Source organism: Streptomyces sp. PKA51, assembly GCF_057552455.1.
The window spans coordinates 15,948-30,474 of sequence record NZ_BAAJPZ010000002.1 but is presented as its reverse complement, the minus strand read 5'-3'; the positions used below and the strand labels follow the sequence as shown (position 1 = coordinate 30,474).

Below are 14,527 nucleotides of genomic sequence, written 5' to 3'. Positions count from 1 at the left end.
CCGCGTCCCGTCCGTACACCAGCTTCGTCGCCGTCGGCGACTCCTTCACCGAGGGGATGTCCGACGCGCTGCCGGACGGCCGCTACCGCGGCTGGGCCGATCTGCTCGCCACCCGGCTCGCCGGGCGGACGACCGGCTTCCGGTACGCCAACCTGGCGGTGCGCGGCAAGCTCATCGGGCAGATCGCCGACGAGCAGACCCAGGCCGCCGCCGACCTCGGCGCGGACCTGGTGACCCTGGTCGGCGGGCTCAACGACGTCCTGCGGCCCGGCTGCGACGTGGACCTGGTCTGCGCCCGCCTCGCCGAGGCCGCCGGCCGCCTCGCCCCCGGCTGCCGGCAGCTGGTGCTCATGCGCAGCCCCGGCCGGCGCGGCCCCGTCCTCGAACGCTTCCGGCCGCGCATGGAGCACCTCTTCGGCTTCATCGACGAACTGGCCGAGCAGCACGGCGCACTGGTCGTCGACCTGTTCTCCTCCGAGACCCTGGGGGACGGCCGGCTGTGGGCGGAGGACCGGCTGCACCTGAACGCCGAGGGCCACCGCCGCGTGGCCGAGGCCGTCTGGCAGGCGCTCGGCCACGAGCCCGAGGACGACTGGCGCGCCCCGCTGCCGCCCGCCGTCCGCCCCGGCTGGGCCGCCCGGCGCACCGCCGACCTGCGCTTCGCGCGCGAGCACCTCGGCCCCTGGATCGGCCGGCGGCTGACGGGGCGCTCCTCCGGCGACGGCCGCCACGGCGCCCACTTCAGCGCGCAGACCGGCCGGGCGTTCTGGGTCACCCCCGTGGACGCCGCGGCCCCCGGCTGCGTGAGCACCTGGCGGCGCTGGGAGGACGAAGCCGGCGCCGTCGTCAACGCCGTGTGACCGGCGGATCGTTTTGCCGCTCCCCGGAGGGTGAGGCCCGGCGTACGGGCCCGCCGCCCGGGGCAGCCTCGCAGCGTTCCCCGGACCGCCGATCCGAAAGGCCGCTCATGCGCCGCACCGCCCTGACCGTCCTCGCCGCCCTCGCCTTCCTCGGCGCCCTCGCCACCCCGGCGCCGGCCGACCCGCCCTCCTCGGACCACGAGTCGACGCGCGTGCTGCCCGTCAACGTCAAGGCGCTCACCACGGACACCCACGCCGGCGCCACCCCGGGCACCAACGCGCTCCTGCCGGTGGCGCTCGGCTGACCCCGGCGCGGGCGGGTTCTCGTAGCAAGGCACGAATCCCCCCGGGGCGCCGGCCTGCGCATTCCGCCAGTAGACTTTCGCCACGTGACTGCACCTGTGTCCTCCAAGCCCCGCATCCCCAACGTCCTGGCCGGCCGCTACGCCTCCCCCGAGCTCGCCGTGCTGTGGTCCCCCGAGCACAAGGTGAAGCTGGAGCGGCAGCTGTGGCTGGCCGTGCTGCGCGCCCAGAAGGACCTGGGGATCGAGGTGCCGGAGGCGGCCCTCGCCGACTACGAGCGGGTCCTGGACCAGGTCGACCTCGCCTCGATCGCCGAGCGCGAGAAGGTCACCCGCCACGACGTCAAGGCCCGCATCGAGGAGTTCAACGCCCTCGCCGGCCACGAGCACGTCCACAAGGGCATGACCTCCCGCGACCTGACCGAGAACGTCGAGCAGCTGCAGATCCGGCTCTCCCTGGAGCTGGTGCGCGACCGCGCCGTCGCCGTCCTGGCGCGCCTGGGCCGCCTCGCCGCCGAGCACGGCGAGCTGGTCATGGCCGGCCGCTCGCACAACGTCGCCGCCCAGGCCACCACCCTCGGCAAGCGCTTCGCGACCGGCGCCGACGAGCTGCTGGTCGCCTTCCACCGCCTGGAGGAGCTGCTGCAGCGCTACCCGCTGCGCGGCATCAAGGGCCCGGTGGGCACCGCCCAGGACATGCTCGACCTGCTCGGCGGCGACGCCGGCAAGCTCGCCGAGCTGGAGCGGCGCATCGCCGGCCACCTCGGCTTCGGTCAGGCGTTCACCTCCGTCGGCCAGGTCTACCCGCGCTCCCTCGACTACGACGTCGTCACCGCCCTGGTGCAGCTGGCCGCGGCCCCTTCGTCGCTGGCCAAGACCATCCGCCTGATGGCCGGCCACGAGCTGGTCACCGAGGGCTTCAAGCCCGGCCAGGTCGGCTCCTCGGCCATGCCGCACAAGATGAACACCCGCTCCTGCGAGCGCGTCAACGGCCTGATGGTGATCCTGCGCGGCTACGCCTCGATGACCGGCGAGCTGGCCGGCGACCAGTGGAACGAGGGCGACGTCTCCTGCTCCGTGGTGCGCCGCGTGGCCCTGCCGGACGCCTTCTTCGCCCTGGACGGCCTGCTGGAGACCTTCCTGACCGTCCTCGACGAGTTCGGCGCCTTCCCGGCCGTCGTCGCCCGCGAGCTGGACCGCTACCTGCCCTTCCTGGCCACCACCAAGGTGCTCATGGGCGCCGTGCGCGCCGGGGTGGGCCGCGAGGTCGCCCACGAGGTCATCAAGGAGCACGCGGTGGCCTCCGCGCTGGCCATGCGCGAGCAGGGCGCCGAGCGCAACGAGCTGCTGGACAAGCTCGCCGCCGACGAGCGCATCCCGCTGGACCGCGCCGCACTGGATGCGCTGATGGCCGACAAGCTGTCCTTCACCGGTGCCGCCGCCGACCAGGTCGGCTCGGTCGTCTCCCGCATCGAGGAGCTGGCCAAGCGCCACCCGCAGGCCGCCGAGTACGCGCCGGGGGCGATCCTCTGAGGCGCTCCTTCACCCAGGAGGAACTGGAGGCCGCCCGCGACCGCCTCGTACCGGACGTGGTCGCGGACGGCCTGAAGGTGCTGTTCTGCGGCATCAACCCGGGCCTGATGTCGGCCGCCACCGGCCACCACTTCGCCCGGCCCGGCAACCGCTTCTGGCCCGCCCTGCACGCCTCCGGCTTCACGCCCCGCCGCCTGGAACCGGCCGAGGAACGGGAGTTGCTCGCCCACGGGCTCGGCATCACCAACGTCGTCGCCCGCGCCACGGCCCGCGCCGACGAGCTGAGCGAGGTGGAGTTCCGCGAGGGCGGGGCCGTCCTGGTGGAGAAGGTGAAGCTGCTGCGGCCCGGCTGGCTCGCGGTCGTCGGCGTCACCGCCTACCGCGTCGCCTTCGGCGACCGGCGGGCGCGCATCGGCCCCCAGGAGCGGACCATCGGCGACACCCGGATCTGGGTGCTGCCCAACCCCAGCGGCCTCAACGCCCACTGGACGCTGCCGAAGATGGCCGAGGAGTTCGCCCGGCTGCGCGAGGCGGCCGGCGCCACGGGCTGAGGAGCCCGGCGCTCGCCGCCCGGACGCGCAGCGGATACGATCCGTGGCGGGCGAGCGGGCAAAGGGAGCGCAAAGCGAGGAGGCGGCACGTTGGGGCGGCTCACCGGTGGGGACCCGTCCCTGCTGCGGCGGATCAACTCGGCAGTGGTGCTGCACGCGCTGCGCGCCGCCCAGGCCCCCACCCTCACGGACCTGGTCAAGGTCACCGGACTGTCCCGGCCGACCGTCGAAGGCGTGGTCGAGGGCCTGATCGGGGCCGGCCTCGTCGTGGAGGCGGCCGCCGACGAGGGCGCCGCCCGCCGTCAGGGCCGGCCCGCCCGGCGCTTCCGCTTCCGGGTCGAGGCCGGCCACCTGCTGGGCATCGAGATCGGCGCGCACCGCGTCGCCGTCCTCCTGGCCGACCTCGGCGGCCGCGTCGTGGGCTCCGCCCAGGCCGAGGTGCACGAGAGCGACCCGGCCGAGCAGCGCCTGGAGCGCACCCGCGAGGCCGTCGCCGACCTGCTCGCCCGCGCCGGCGTCCCGCGCACCGCCCTGCGGGCGGTGGGCGTGGCCAGCCCCGGCATCGTCGAGGCCGACGGCACCGTACGGCTGAGCACCGCGCTGCCCGGCTGGACGGGACTGCCGCTCGGCGACCGGCTGCGGCGCTCCTTCCGCTGCCCGGTGCTGGTGGAGAACGACGCCAACGCCGCCGCGGTCGCCGAGCACTGGAAGGGCGCGGGCACCGGCAGCGACGACCTCGTCTTCGTGCTGGCCGGGCTGAGCCCGGGCGCCGGCGCGCTCATCGGCGGCCGGCTGCACCGGGGCTTCGGCGGCGCGGCCGGCGAGATCGGCGCCCTGCACCTGCTGGGCCGCGAGGCCACCCCGGAAGAAGTGCTCTCGCCCACCGGCGAGCCGCTGCACCCGCTCGACGAGGCCCAGGTGGCGCGGGTCTTCGCGCTCGCGGCGGAGGGCGACGAGCCGGCCCGGGCCGCCGTACGGCGCTATCTGCGCCGCCTGGTGCACGACGTGGCGGCACTCGTCCTCGCCCTGGACCCCGAACTGGTCGTGGTCGGCGGCTGGGCCGCCGGCCTGGACGGCATCCTCGAACCACTGCGCACCGAGCTGGCCCGCTACTGCCTGCGCCCGCCGAAGGTGGCCCAGTCCCTGCTGGGGGAGGCCGCGGTGGCCACCGGCGCGCTGCGCCTGGCCCTCGACCACGTCGAAGCGGAGCTCTTCGCGGTCGAGGGCACGGTCACGGCACGCCGCTGAGGCGGCGCCGGAGCAGGAGCCGTCAGCCGACGAGGGCCACGGCCGGCGGGGTGCTCTCGCCGAAGGTCAGCTTGCAGGTGTCCGCCCGGTAGGTGGCCACGGCGACGGCAGCGGTGCGCCCGCCGGCGACATAGCGCGTGGTGACGACGAGCACGGGCGAACCGGGCAGCCGGTCGAGCTGCCGGGCCTCGTCGGCGCCGGCCGACCCCAGCTCCACGGAGCGGTCCTGGCCGTCCAGGGGCAGTGCCTGCAGCTCGTGCAGCACGGCCGCGCTGTCCTCGGCGGGCCCGGCGGCCAGGCCGGGAACGCTGCGCGCGGGAACGTAGAGCAGCTCGGCGGCCACCATCTGACCGCGGGTACGGCGGGTGCGGCGCACGGTGTGCACGCACGCGCCCGGCTCGGTCTCCAGCAGCCGGGCGACGGAGGCGGGCGGCGCCTCCCACGAGCTGCCGATCGGCTGCCAGGCGTCGCCGGCGCCGCCGGGCCGGTTCGGGCCCGCGTCGGCGACGGCCACACCCATGCGCGGCGGGGCGACGCTGGTGCCCACGCCCCGGCGGCGCTGCAGCCGTCCCTCCAGCTCCAGTTGCTCCAGTGCCTGGCGGAGCGTGGCCCGCGCGACACCGAAACGGGCCGCCAGATCCCGCTCGTTGGGGAGGATCTCCCCGACGGCGAACTCGGAGTCCAGTGCGTCACTGAGGACGGTCTTCAGGTGCCAGTACTTCGGCTCCGGCACCGCTTCCGGTTGCGTGGTCCCCACCCTGATCCTCCGCGAGGCTTTTTGCGCGCTTCTTTATTAAAGGTTGTTGCAGTATGCCTGCGACCATAGGACGGCGTGCGTACTTGGTCAAGACCAATGCCGCCCCGCGCCCCGGCGCGCATCCACCTTCGGTTACGGTCGTCGCCACCGGTGCACACCGGAGGAACACGTACGACAACAGGGGGCGCACCATGAGCCGTAACGCCGGACAGGTCACCGTGGTCACGGGAGGCGGCAGGGGTATCGGAGCCGCCGTGGCACTGCACCTGGCCCGCGCCGGTCACGCCGTGGCCATCGGCTACGAGCACGCGCAGGAGGCCGCCGAGCGGACGGCGGCGCAGGTGCGCGAGGCGGGGGCCGCCTGCCTGGCCGTCCGGGTCGACGTCAGCGACGAGGCCGCCGTGGACGCGCTTTTCGACACCGTCACGGCGCAACTGGGGCCTGTCACCGGCCTGGTGAACAACGCGGGCATCACCGGCCTGCTCGGCCGCTTCACCGAGACCCCCGTCGCGCGCATGCGCCGGGTCCTCGACGTCAACGTGACCGGAGCCCTGATCTGTGCCCGCCGCGCCGCCCTGGAGATGTCCACCCGGCACGGCGGCACCGGCGGTGCCATCGTGAACATGTCCTCGGCCGCCGCGACGCTCGGCAGCCCGGGGGAGTACGTGCACTACGCGGCGAGCAAGGCGGCCGTCGACGCCATGACCGTGGGCCTGGCCAAGGAGCTCGCCGCCGAGGGCATCCGCGTCAACTCCGTCCAGCCCGGCCTGGTCGACACCGACATCCACGCCGCGATGGGCGCGCCGGACCGCGCCCGCACCAAGGCGGCCGTCGTGCCCATGGGCCGCGCCGGCGAGCCCGCCGAGATCGCCGGCGCGGTGGCCTGGCTGCTCTCGCCGGAGGCGTCGTACACCACCGGCGCCGTCCTGCGAGTCGCCGGCGGCCTCTAGGGTCTGTCCGGCGGGTTTTCGTCGTGGCGCACCACGGCGCCCCGTAAGGGGCGCGGGGAACTGCGCGATCGGCCAGCGACGGCCCGCAGTCGACGCGCCAGGGCGCAGCGCAGCACTCCCTCTGCGGGCGCGTCGTGGCTTGTCGCGCAGTTCCCCGCGCCCCTTACGGGGCGCTGCCCTACACGGAGTCCGCCACCGGCTGCAGGCCGGAGAGCTTGTCGGGGTTGCGCATGAGGTAGACGGTGGAGATCCGGCCCTCGGCGACGGCGAGGCAGACGACCGAGTCGGGCCTGCCGCCGGAGAGCACCAGCAGGGCCGGCCCGCCGTTGACGTCCACCAGCCGGTAGTCCGGCTCGGGCAGCGGCACCGCGGCCACGGCCAGCAGGAAGCGGGCGACCTTGTCCGCGCTGTGGATGACGCGCCGGGGGCCCTTGGTCCGGCCGCCGCTGTCCGCCACCAGGCGGACGTCGGGGGCCAGCAGCGCGAGCAGGTCCGGCAGGCTGCCGCCGCCCGCCGCGGCCAGGAACCGCTCGGTCAGCTCGCGGCCGCGCGCCGGATCGGCGTCGAAGCGCGGCCGGCGCTCGGCCACGTGCCGCCGGGCGCGGCCGGCCAGTTGCCGTACCGCCGCCTCGCTGCGGCCGGTGGCCTCGGCGATGTCCCGGAACGGCAGGTCGAAGGCCTCGCGCAGCACGAAGACGGCCCGTTCCAGCGGGGAGAGCGACTCCAGCACGACGAGCAGGGCGAGGGAGACGGAGTCGGCGAGCTCCGCGCGTTCGGCGCCGGTGTAGGCGGTGGTCACCGGCTCGGGCAGCCACGGCCCCACGTACTCCTCGCGCCGCGCCTGCACCTGGCGCAGCCGGTCGAGGGCGAGGCGGGTGGTCACGCGCACCAGGTAGGCGCGCGGTTCACGGATCTCCTCGCGCCCGGCCGAGGACCAGCGCAGCCATGCCTCCTGCACGACGTCCTCGGCGTCGGCGAAGCGCCCGAGCATGCGGTAGGCGACGGCGGTGAGCAGGGAACGGTGTTCCTCGAAGGCTTCGAGCAGGGTCTCGCTGGTGGTCACGGACCCATCTTGCACCGTCCTCTACCCAGCGGTAACCGTTGCTGACATCCTGTCTCGGTACGCGTGACCACGATGGCGAGGAGCCGCCCCATGGCCGAGAAGATCTCCTTCCCCGTCGCAGCGCCCGCCGGGGACCGCACGGTCGAGGTGTCCTACGAGCGGCTGGGCGAGGGCGAACCACTGGTGCTGCTGCACGGCATCGGCCACCATCTCCAGGTCTGGGACCCGGTCATGGGCATCCTCGCCGCCGAGCGCGACGTGATCGCCGTGGACCTGCCCGGCTTCGGCCGATCCGCCGCCGTCCCCGACGGCATCCCCCACGACCTGCGCGGCGTGACGCGGACGCTGCGCGCCCTGTTCGAGGCCCTGGGCCTGGAGCGGCCGCACGTCGCCGGCAACTCCCTGGGCGGCCTGATCGCCCTGCGGCTGGGCCAGGAGAAGCTCGTACGGTCCGTCACCGCCCTGTCCCCGGGCGGCTTCTGGACCCCGGCCGAGCGCCACTACGCCTTCGCGGTGCTGAAGGGGCTGCGCCTGGGCGCCCTGCGGCTGCCCGAGCCCGCCGTGGCCCGCCTCGCCCGCACGGCCGCGGGCCGGGCGGCGCTGACGGGCGCCATATACGCCCGGCCCGGGCGCCGTTCGCCCGACGCGGTGCTCGCCGAGACCCGCGCCATGAGGGGGGCCACCGCCTTCGACGCGGTGCTGGAGACCGGGCGCTCCTTCGTCTTCACCGGCGACGTCCCCGGGATCCCGGTGACCATCGCCTGGGGCACCGCCGACCGGGTGCTGCTGCGGCGCCAGGGAGTGCGCGCGAAGCAGATCATCCCCGGAGCCCGGCTCATCAGGCTGCCCGGCTGCGGGCACGTGCCCATGAGCGACGACCCGGCCCTGGTGGCCCGGGTCGTCCTCGACGGTTCGCGCTGAGACAGGCTGGCGCTGAGAACAGGCGCGCGCTGACGCGCGGTCAGCTTCCCAGGCCGCGCAGGTTCGTGGCGAGGTCCGCGTTCGACCAGGTGCGGGTGGACAGCACCAGACGGTAGCCGTCGGGGTCCTCGACCGTCACGCCCCAGGTGTCCCAGTAGGGGTTGTGCGCGGGGACCCGCTTGCCGCCGTGCTCCTCCAGCCGCGCCACGAGCTCCTCGGGCACCTCCTCGCCCGCGTAGATCACCAGCAGGTCCTCCACGGTCGGGGCCGGCCGGGGGGAACCGTCGGGCGAGGCGACCAGTTCCAGGTGCCAGCCGGCGTCCGGCCAGCCCACCATCAGCAATGAATGGGCCTCGGCGGGCGGCGCGCCCTCCTCGGCCGTCTTCCGGAAGAGCACCGACAGACCGAGGCCGCCGGTGTAGAACCGCTCCACCGCCGCGAGGTCGCGCGACGGGCGGGCTATGCGCACATGGGCTTGTCCGTTGACGGGCACAGTGCTGCCTCCTTGTCTCCGGGGGCCGCCGTACGGCGGCCCGTACCGATCATGACCCTACGCCGCGTCCGCGGCGCGCCCGCGGCCCGGGGCGCGTCGCAGACCCGCACCCCGCGGCCGCAGTGGGATGGTGGGCGTGCGCAACCGTCGCGAGGAAGGGTGGGCGCTGTGGCCGAGCAGGTGGACGTCGTGGTCATCGGCATGGGCCCGGGCGGCGAGCACGTGGCCGGCCGGCTGGCCGACGCAGGGCTCGCCGTGGTCGGCGTGGAGGCCGAGCTGGTCGGCGGCGAGTGCCCGTACTGGGCCTGCGTCCCCAGCAAGATGATGATCCGCGCCGGGAACCTGCTGGCCGAGGCCCGGCGCCTGCCCGGCATGGCCGGCTCGGCACAGGTGCACGCCGACTGGGCCCCGGTCGCCGCCCGCATCCGCGACGACGCCACCGACGACTGGAACGACCAGGTGGCCGCCGACCGCTTCACCGGCAAGGGCGGCCGGCTCGTGCGCGGCCACGGCCGGCTGGCGGGCCCGGGCCGGGTGGCCGTCGACGGCGAGCAGGGCGGCGTCTTCGAGGCCCGCCACGGCATCGTGCTGGCCACCGGCAGCCACCCGCAGGTGCCGCCGGTGCCCGGGCTGGAGACGGTGCCCTACTGGACCAACCGGGAGGCCGTCGCAGCGGAGGAGCCCCCGCGCTCGCTCCTCGTGCTCGGCGGCGGCGCCGTCGGCGTCGAACTCGCCCAGACCTTCGCCCGCTTCGGCACGCAGGTCACCGTCGTCGAGGCGCTCGACCGCCTCCTGCCGGCCGAGGAACCCGAGGCCGGCGCGCTCCTGGAGCGGGTGCTGGGCGCCGAGGGCCTGACCGTGCGCACCGGCGCCCGCGCCACCGCCGCCCGCCACGACGGCGACTCCTTCACCCTCGCGCTCGACGGCGGCGAGGAGCTGACGGCACAGCGGCTGCTGGTGGCGACGGGCCGCCGGGCGGCCCTCGCCGACCTGGGGCTGGAAACGATCGGCCTGGACCCGCGGGCCCGCAGTCTGCGCACCGACGGCCGGATGCGCGTGGCCCCGGGCCTGTGGGCGGTCGGCGACGTCACCGGGCACGGCGCCTTCACCCATGTGGCGATGTACGAGGCGGAGATCGCGGTGCGCACCGTCCTCGGCGAGCCCGGCCCCGAGGCCGACTACCGGGCGCTGCCCCGGGTGACGTTCACCGACCCCGAGGTCGGGGCGGTGGGCCTGACCGAGAGCCAGGCACGGCAGAAGATGCCCCGCGTGCGCACCGGCACCTCGGCCCTGCCCTCCTCGGCGCGCGGCTGGATCCACAAGGCGGGCAACGAGGGCTTCGTCAAACTCGTCGAGGACGCCGACCGGGGCGTGCTGGCCGGGGCGACCGTCGCGGGCCCGGTGGGCGGCGAGGTGATGTACGGGCTGGCGGTGGCCGTCCAGGCCCAGGTGCCGGTGGAGACGCTGCGGCACATGATCCACGCCTACCCGACCTTCCACCGCGCCGTCGAGGACGCCCTGCGCGCCTTGGAACTGGCCTCCTGAAAGCATGTCCGGCGGCACCACGGCGCCCCGTAAGGGGCGCGGGGCAGTGTCGATCTGCGGCTGCCGCCGCGTGGGCGCGACAAGCCACGACGCGCCCGCAGAGGGAGTGCTGCGCCCGGCCCCCAGGGTGGTACGTCGACTGCCGGGCCGTCGGTGGCCGATCGCGCAGTTCCCCGCGCCCCTTACGGGGCGCCGGCCAGCTCCAGCAGGAGACCGGCGACCGCCTCCGGGTCGCGCAGCGACGGGAAGTGGTCGCAGTGCGGCCAGCGCACCAGGCGGCAGCCGGGGATGCGGGCCGCCATCGCCTCGTTGCAGCGCACCACCTCGTCGTGGTCCTGCTCGCCCAGGGCCAGCACGCACGGCACGTCCAGCTCGGGGAGCCGGTCGAAGGCCGGCGCGTCCTGGGTGACGTACGGGTGGGTGGCGAACCACGCCGGGACCGCCGCTCGCAGCTGGGCCGCGGCCTCCTCGTCCTCGTCGGTGCCGCCGCCGGCCGCGCCCCAGGTGCGCAGGCCCAGCTCCACCAGCCCGTCCACGTCGCCGGCCTGCGCCAGCTCCTCGATGCGGGCCGTGACCTCGGGCGAGGACAGCTGCGGGTAGCCGGTGACGCCCGGGCACAGCAGCCCCAGCCCGGCGACGCGGCCGGGGGCCGCGAGCGCCACGGACACCGCGGTCGCGCCGCCCAGGCTGGAGCCGGCCAGCACGGCCCGCTCCAGCCCGAAGTGGTCGAGGACCACGGCCAGGTCGCGCGCGTTGGAGTACGACACCGTCGGCGCGGGGGAGCGCCCGAACCCGCGGGCGTCGTAGCGGATCACCCGGTGGTGCGGCGCCAGCAGCGGCACCACGCCGTCCCAGATCCGCGAGTCGCCCACCCCCGGGTGCAGCAGGACGAGCGGCGTGCCCTCCCCGCCCGTGTCGTGCGCCCACACCATGCCGCCCGGCACCGGGACCGTGATGTCCATGTCCATGAGTCTGTCCGCCGTGCCGGACGGCGTAAACGACGGACGGCCTATTCGACGCACGGCGCATGCGAGGGACGGCGCATGCGAGGGGAAGGCCCAGGCGAGGGGAAGGCCGGCAGAATCCGCCCACCGGCCACAGAAGCGAACAGAAGCGTCCGTAACTCATCGGACACAGGGCGTTCGTGATCACGCAACACCCGTCCGTCAAGGTGGCGACATGAGCGACGAGACCCCCGAGACCACGGCCCGGAGTCTTGACGACACGCGCCGGCACCACCACTGGCGCCGCGACCTGACCGAACTGGCCGCCGTGTTCACCGCGGTCGCCACCGCCGACTGCGTGGCCGACACCGTCGCCCACGGCCCCGACGGCCCCGCCCTGCTGGTCGCCTCCGCCGGCGCCCTGCTGGCCACCGCCGCGTTCCACACCTGGTTCTCCCGGCGCCGCGCCCGCACCGCGGACCACCCGTCCTGCGCGCCGGCCGCCGCACCCGGCCCGGGCGCCACCGCACTGTGGCGGATGCGCACCACCGTCCGCGACACCCCCGGCAGCCTGGCCGCCCTCGGCCGGGCCCTGGCCGACCGCGGCGTCGACATCCTCTCCCTGCAGACCCACCCCCTCGGCGACGCCACCGTCGACGAGCTGCTCCTGCGCGCCCCCGCCGCTCTCGCGCCCGCCGACCTGACCCGGGCGGCCGCCACCGGCGGCGGCCACTCGACCTGGCTGGAGCGCGCCGACGCCCACGACCTCGTCGACGCCCCCACCCGCGTGCTGCGCCTGGCCACCCGCACCGCCGCCGACCCCGCCGAACTGCCCCTCGCCCTGCGCCAGCTGCTCGGCCGCTGCACCATCCGCTCCACGCCGGCCCGCTCCCCGCGCAGCGGCACCGCCACCGATCCCGTACCGCACGAGGGCGTGTGGGAGGAGACGGTGCTGCGGCTGCGCGACCCCGCCGGCGGCACGATCACTATCGAGCGGCCCCACCTGCCCTTCACGCCCACCGAGTTCGCCCGCGCCCGGGCCCTGGTCGAACTCGACTCCCGGCTGGGACCGCGCGTCCCGCACCGCGGCGACGTGCACACCCTGCCCGAGGGCAACCAGATCACCGTGCGCCGCGCCGGGCCCGGCGACCTGGCCGCCGCCCGGGAGATGCACGAGCGCTGCTCACCGGCCACCCTGGCCCGCCGCTACCACGGCCCCGTCCGCGACGCCGACCGCTACCTCGGCCACCTGCTCGGCCCCCGCTTCGGCCGCACCCTGGCCGCCTGCACCCGCTCCGGCCGCCTCGTCGCCCTCGGCCACCTGCTGTGGGACGGCGAGGAGACCGAGGTCGCGCTCCTGGTCGAGGACGCCTGGCAGCGGCGCGGCATCGGCGGCGAACTGCTGCGCCGGCTCGTGGAGATGGCCACCGACACCGGATGCGAGAGCGTCTACGCCGTCACCACCGCAGCCAACACCGGCATCGTGGCGACCATGCGCTCCCTCGGCCTGCCCCTGGACTACCAGGTCGAGGAGGGCACCCTCGTCATCACCGCCCGCCTCGCCGCCGCGCCCGCGGCGCCCGGCGCACGGCACGACGACCGTGCGCCGAGCACCCGCCGGCCATGAGCGAAATGCCGGTGACGCAGGGGCCGGTGGCGTACGAGGATGAGGCCATGCCGAACACCAGCAGCGCGCTCCTGCCCCGCCAGGTCGCCGACGCCTACGTCACCGCCCTGACCGCACTCGACCCCATCACCGGCACCTACCTCGGCATCCCCGAGTCCGCCCGGCACCTGCCGGACTTCTCGCCCGCAGGCTGCGACGCCCTCGCGGAGCTGGCCCGCACCACCCTGGAGCGCCTCGCCGAGGCCGAGGAGTGCCCCGGGGCGGACGACGAACGGGAGCGGCGCTGCGCCCGGCTGCTGCGGGAACGGTTGACCGCCCAGCTCGCCCTGCACGACACCGGCGAGCACCTGCGCACGGTCAGCAACATCCACTCGCCGCTGCACTCCGTGCGCGACGTCTTCAGTCTCATGCCCACCGCCACCGACGAGGACTGGTCCGCGATCGCCGCCCGGCTGCGCGCCGTCCCGGCGGCCCTGGAGGGCTACCGCGCCACCCTCGCCGAGGGCCTGCAGCGCGGCCTGTTCGCCGGGCCCCGGCAGGTCTCCACCGTGCTGGGGCAGCTCCGGGAGTGGATCGGCACGGGCAACGGCTGGTTCGGCGACTTCACCGCCGACGGCCCCGCCGCGCTGCGCACCGAGCTCGACGAGGCGGCCCGCGTCGCCACGGGCGGCCTGACCGCGCTGCGCGACTGGCTGGAGGGGACGTACGCGCCCGCCGTCGCCGGCGCGCCGGAGGTGGTGGGGCGCGAGCGGTACGCCCGCTTCTCCCGCTACTGGAACGGCACCGACCTCGACCTCGACGCGGCGTACGCCTACGGCTGGTCGGAGTACCACCGCATCCTCGGCGAGATGCGGCTGGAGGCGGAGAAGATCCTGCCCGGCGCGAAGAGCCCGTGGGAGGCGCTGGCCCACCTCGACGAGCACGGCACCCACATCGAGGGCGTCGAGGAGGTGCGCGTCTGGCTGCAGGCGCTGATGGACGAGGCGATCGAGGCGCTGGACGGCACCCACTTCGAACTGGCCGAGCGCGTCAAGCGCGTGGAGTCGCGCATCGCCCCGCCCGGCGGCGCGGCGGCCCCGTACTACACCGAGCCCTCGGAGGACTTCTCCCGCCCGGGCCGCACCTGGCTGCCCACCCTGGGCCAGACCCGCTTCCCCGTCTACGACCTGGTCTCCACCTGGTACCACGAGGGCGTGCCCGGCCACCACCTGCAGCTCGCGCAGTGGATGCACGTGGCCGACAGCCTCTCGCGCTACCAGGCCACCGTCGGCCTGGTGAGCGCCAACGTCGAGGGATGGGCCCTGTATGCCGAGCGCCTGATGGACGAACTGGGCTTCCTCACCGACCCCGAGCGCCGCCTGGGCTACCTGGACGCGCAGATGATGCGGGCCACCCGCGTGATCATCGACATCGGCATGCACCTGGAGCTGGAGATCCCCGCCCACTCCCCGTTCCATCCCGGCGAGCGCTGGACGCCCGAGCTGGCGCAGGAGTTCTTCGGCCTGCACAGCGGGCGCCCGGCGGACTTCGTCGAGAGCGAGCTGGTGCGCTACCTCGGCTGGCCGGGCCAGGCCATCGGCTACAAGCTCGGCGAGCGGGCCTGGCTCGCGGGCCGCGAGGCGGCCCGCAAGGCCCACGGCGAGGCGTTCGACGCGAAGGCCTGGCACATGGCCGCGCTGTCCATGGGCTCCCTCGGCCTGGACGACCTGGAAGCGGAGCTGTCGGTCCTGTAG

General features: G+C 75.3%; 14 protein-coding genes. 10 read left to right on the top strand and 4 right to left on the bottom strand.

Annotation, left to right across the window (positions count from 1 at the left end; genetic code table 11):
* Positions 1 to 56: 56 nt before the first annotated feature.
* From AC27L3_RS02585 to AC27L3_RS02565, 5 genes are all read left to right on the top strand, one after another.
* Entirely contained in the window at positions 57 to 860 is an 804-nt protein-coding gene (locus tag AC27L3_RS02585) for an SGNH/GDSL hydrolase family protein (RefSeq protein ID WP_487232792.1), read from the top strand.
* Between the two features lie 107 nt (positions 861 to 967).
* Positions 968 to 1,165, top strand: coding sequence for a hypothetical protein (locus tag AC27L3_RS02580; protein WP_487232336.1), 198 nt, complete (start codon positions 968 to 970; stop codon positions 1,163 to 1,165).
* Positions 1,166 to 1,261: 96 nt separating this feature from the next.
* The gene (purB, locus tag AC27L3_RS02575; RefSeq protein WP_487232791.1) at positions 1,262 to 2,695 is read left to right on the top strand and encodes an adenylosuccinate lyase; all 1,434 of its coding nucleotides are present in this window, start codon (positions 1,262 to 1,264) and stop codon (positions 2,693 to 2,695) included.
* A 56-nt stretch (positions 2,696 to 2,751) separates the two neighbouring features.
* The gene (gene mug, locus AC27L3_RS02570) at positions 2,752 to 3,246 is read left to right on the top strand and encodes a G/U mismatch-specific DNA glycosylase (RefSeq protein WP_487232335.1); all 495 of its coding nucleotides are present in this window, start codon (positions 2,752 to 2,754) and stop codon (positions 3,244 to 3,246) included.
* Positions 3,247 to 3,336: 90 nt separating this feature from the next.
* Positions 3,337 to 4,494 (top strand): ROK family transcriptional regulator, encoded by a 1,158-nt coding sequence (locus AC27L3_RS02565; protein WP_487232334.1) that lies wholly within the window; start codon positions 3,337 to 3,339, stop codon positions 4,492 to 4,494.
* A gap of 22 nt (positions 4,495 to 4,516) precedes the next feature.
* Here the strand turns inward: AC27L3_RS02565 and AC27L3_RS02560 are convergent, their stop codons facing one another.
* A complete protein-coding gene (locus AC27L3_RS02560; protein ID WP_487232333.1) occupies positions 4,517 to 5,251 on the bottom strand; it encodes a GntR family transcriptional regulator in 735 nt (244 codons plus the stop codon).
* 191 nt (positions 5,252 to 5,442) lie between these two features.
* Here AC27L3_RS02560 and AC27L3_RS02555 point away from each other — a divergent pair, with 191 nt between their 5' ends.
* Positions 5,443 to 6,201: an SDR family oxidoreductase gene (locus tag AC27L3_RS02555; RefSeq protein WP_487232332.1), complete on the top strand. Its 759-nt coding sequence runs from the start codon at positions 5,443 to 5,445 to the stop codon at positions 6,199 to 6,201.
* Positions 6,202 to 6,379: 178 nt separating this feature from the next.
* Here AC27L3_RS02555 and AC27L3_RS02550 read toward each other — a convergent pair whose 3' ends face one another.
* On the bottom strand, positions 6,380 to 7,264 hold the full coding sequence (locus AC27L3_RS02550) for an RNA polymerase sigma-70 factor (RefSeq protein ID WP_487232331.1): 885 nt from the start codon (positions 7,262 to 7,264) through the stop codon (positions 6,380 to 6,382).
* A gap of 90 nt (positions 7,265 to 7,354) precedes the next feature.
* On the opposite strand from AC27L3_RS02550, the gene AC27L3_RS02545 reads away from it, so the two are divergent.
* Positions 7,355 to 8,185, top strand: a complete 831-nt coding sequence (locus AC27L3_RS02545; RefSeq protein WP_487232330.1) for an alpha/beta fold hydrolase — start codon at positions 7,355 to 7,357, stop codon at positions 8,183 to 8,185.
* Positions 8,186 to 8,225: 40 nt separating this feature from the next.
* On the opposite strand, the gene AC27L3_RS02540 is transcribed toward AC27L3_RS02545, so the two are convergent.
* Positions 8,226 to 8,678 carry a VOC family protein gene (locus AC27L3_RS02540; RefSeq protein ID WP_487232329.1) on the bottom strand — a complete coding sequence of 151 codons (453 nt, stop codon included), beginning with the start codon at positions 8,676 to 8,678 and terminating at the stop codon, positions 8,226 to 8,228.
* A 168-nt stretch (positions 8,679 to 8,846) separates the two neighbouring features.
* On the opposite strand from AC27L3_RS02540, the gene AC27L3_RS02535 reads away from it, so the two are divergent.
* The gene (locus AC27L3_RS02535; protein ID WP_487232328.1) at positions 8,847 to 10,223 is read left to right on the top strand and encodes a dihydrolipoyl dehydrogenase family protein; all 1,377 of its coding nucleotides are present in this window, start codon (positions 8,847 to 8,849) and stop codon (positions 10,221 to 10,223) included.
* 182 nt (positions 10,224 to 10,405) lie between these two features.
* On the opposite strand, the gene AC27L3_RS02530 is transcribed toward AC27L3_RS02535, so the two are convergent.
* Positions 10,406 to 11,185: an alpha/beta fold hydrolase gene (locus tag AC27L3_RS02530; protein ID WP_487232327.1), complete on the bottom strand. Its 780-nt coding sequence runs from the start codon at positions 11,183 to 11,185 to the stop codon at positions 10,406 to 10,408.
* A gap of 217 nt (positions 11,186 to 11,402) precedes the next feature.
* On the opposite strand from AC27L3_RS02530, the gene AC27L3_RS02525 reads away from it, so the two are divergent.
* Both AC27L3_RS02525 and AC27L3_RS02520 read left to right on the top strand, forming a co-directional pair.
* On the top strand, positions 11,403 to 12,794 hold the full coding sequence (locus tag AC27L3_RS02525; RefSeq protein ID WP_487232326.1) for a GNAT family N-acetyltransferase: 1,392 nt from the start codon (positions 11,403 to 11,405) through the stop codon (positions 12,792 to 12,794).
* Positions 12,795 to 12,841: 47 nt separating this feature from the next.
* Entirely contained in the window at positions 12,842 to 14,527 is a 1,686-nt protein-coding gene (locus AC27L3_RS02520; RefSeq protein ID WP_487232325.1) for a DUF885 domain-containing protein, read from the top strand.

Bases quoted from the DNA above. Each gene is read 5' to 3' on its own strand.
- AC27L3_RS02585 (WP_487232792.1), top strand. From the start codon at position 57: ATGTCCGACGCGCTGCCGGACGGCCGCTACCGCGGCTGGGCCGATCTG.
- AC27L3_RS02580 (WP_487232336.1), top strand. From the start codon at position 968: ATGCGCCGCACCGCCCTGACCGTCCTCGCCGCCCTCGCCTTCCTCGGC.
- AC27L3_RS02530 (WP_487232327.1), bottom strand. From the start codon at position 11,185: ATGGACATCACGGTCCCGGTGCCGGGCGGCATGGTGTGGGCGCACGAC.
- AC27L3_RS02525 (WP_487232326.1), top strand. From the start codon at position 11,403: ATGAGCGACGAGACCCCCGAGACCACGGCCCGGAGTCTTGACGACACG.
- AC27L3_RS02520 (WP_487232325.1), top strand. From the start codon at position 12,842: ATGCCGAACACCAGCAGCGCGCTCCTGCCCCGCCAGGTCGCCGACGCC.
- AC27L3_RS02555 (WP_487232332.1), top strand. From the start codon at position 5,443: ATGAGCCGTAACGCCGGACAGGTCACCGTGGTCACGGGAGGCGGCAGG.
- AC27L3_RS02545 (WP_487232330.1), top strand. From the start codon at position 7,355: ATGGCCGAGAAGATCTCCTTCCCCGTCGCAGCGCCCGCCGGGGACCGC.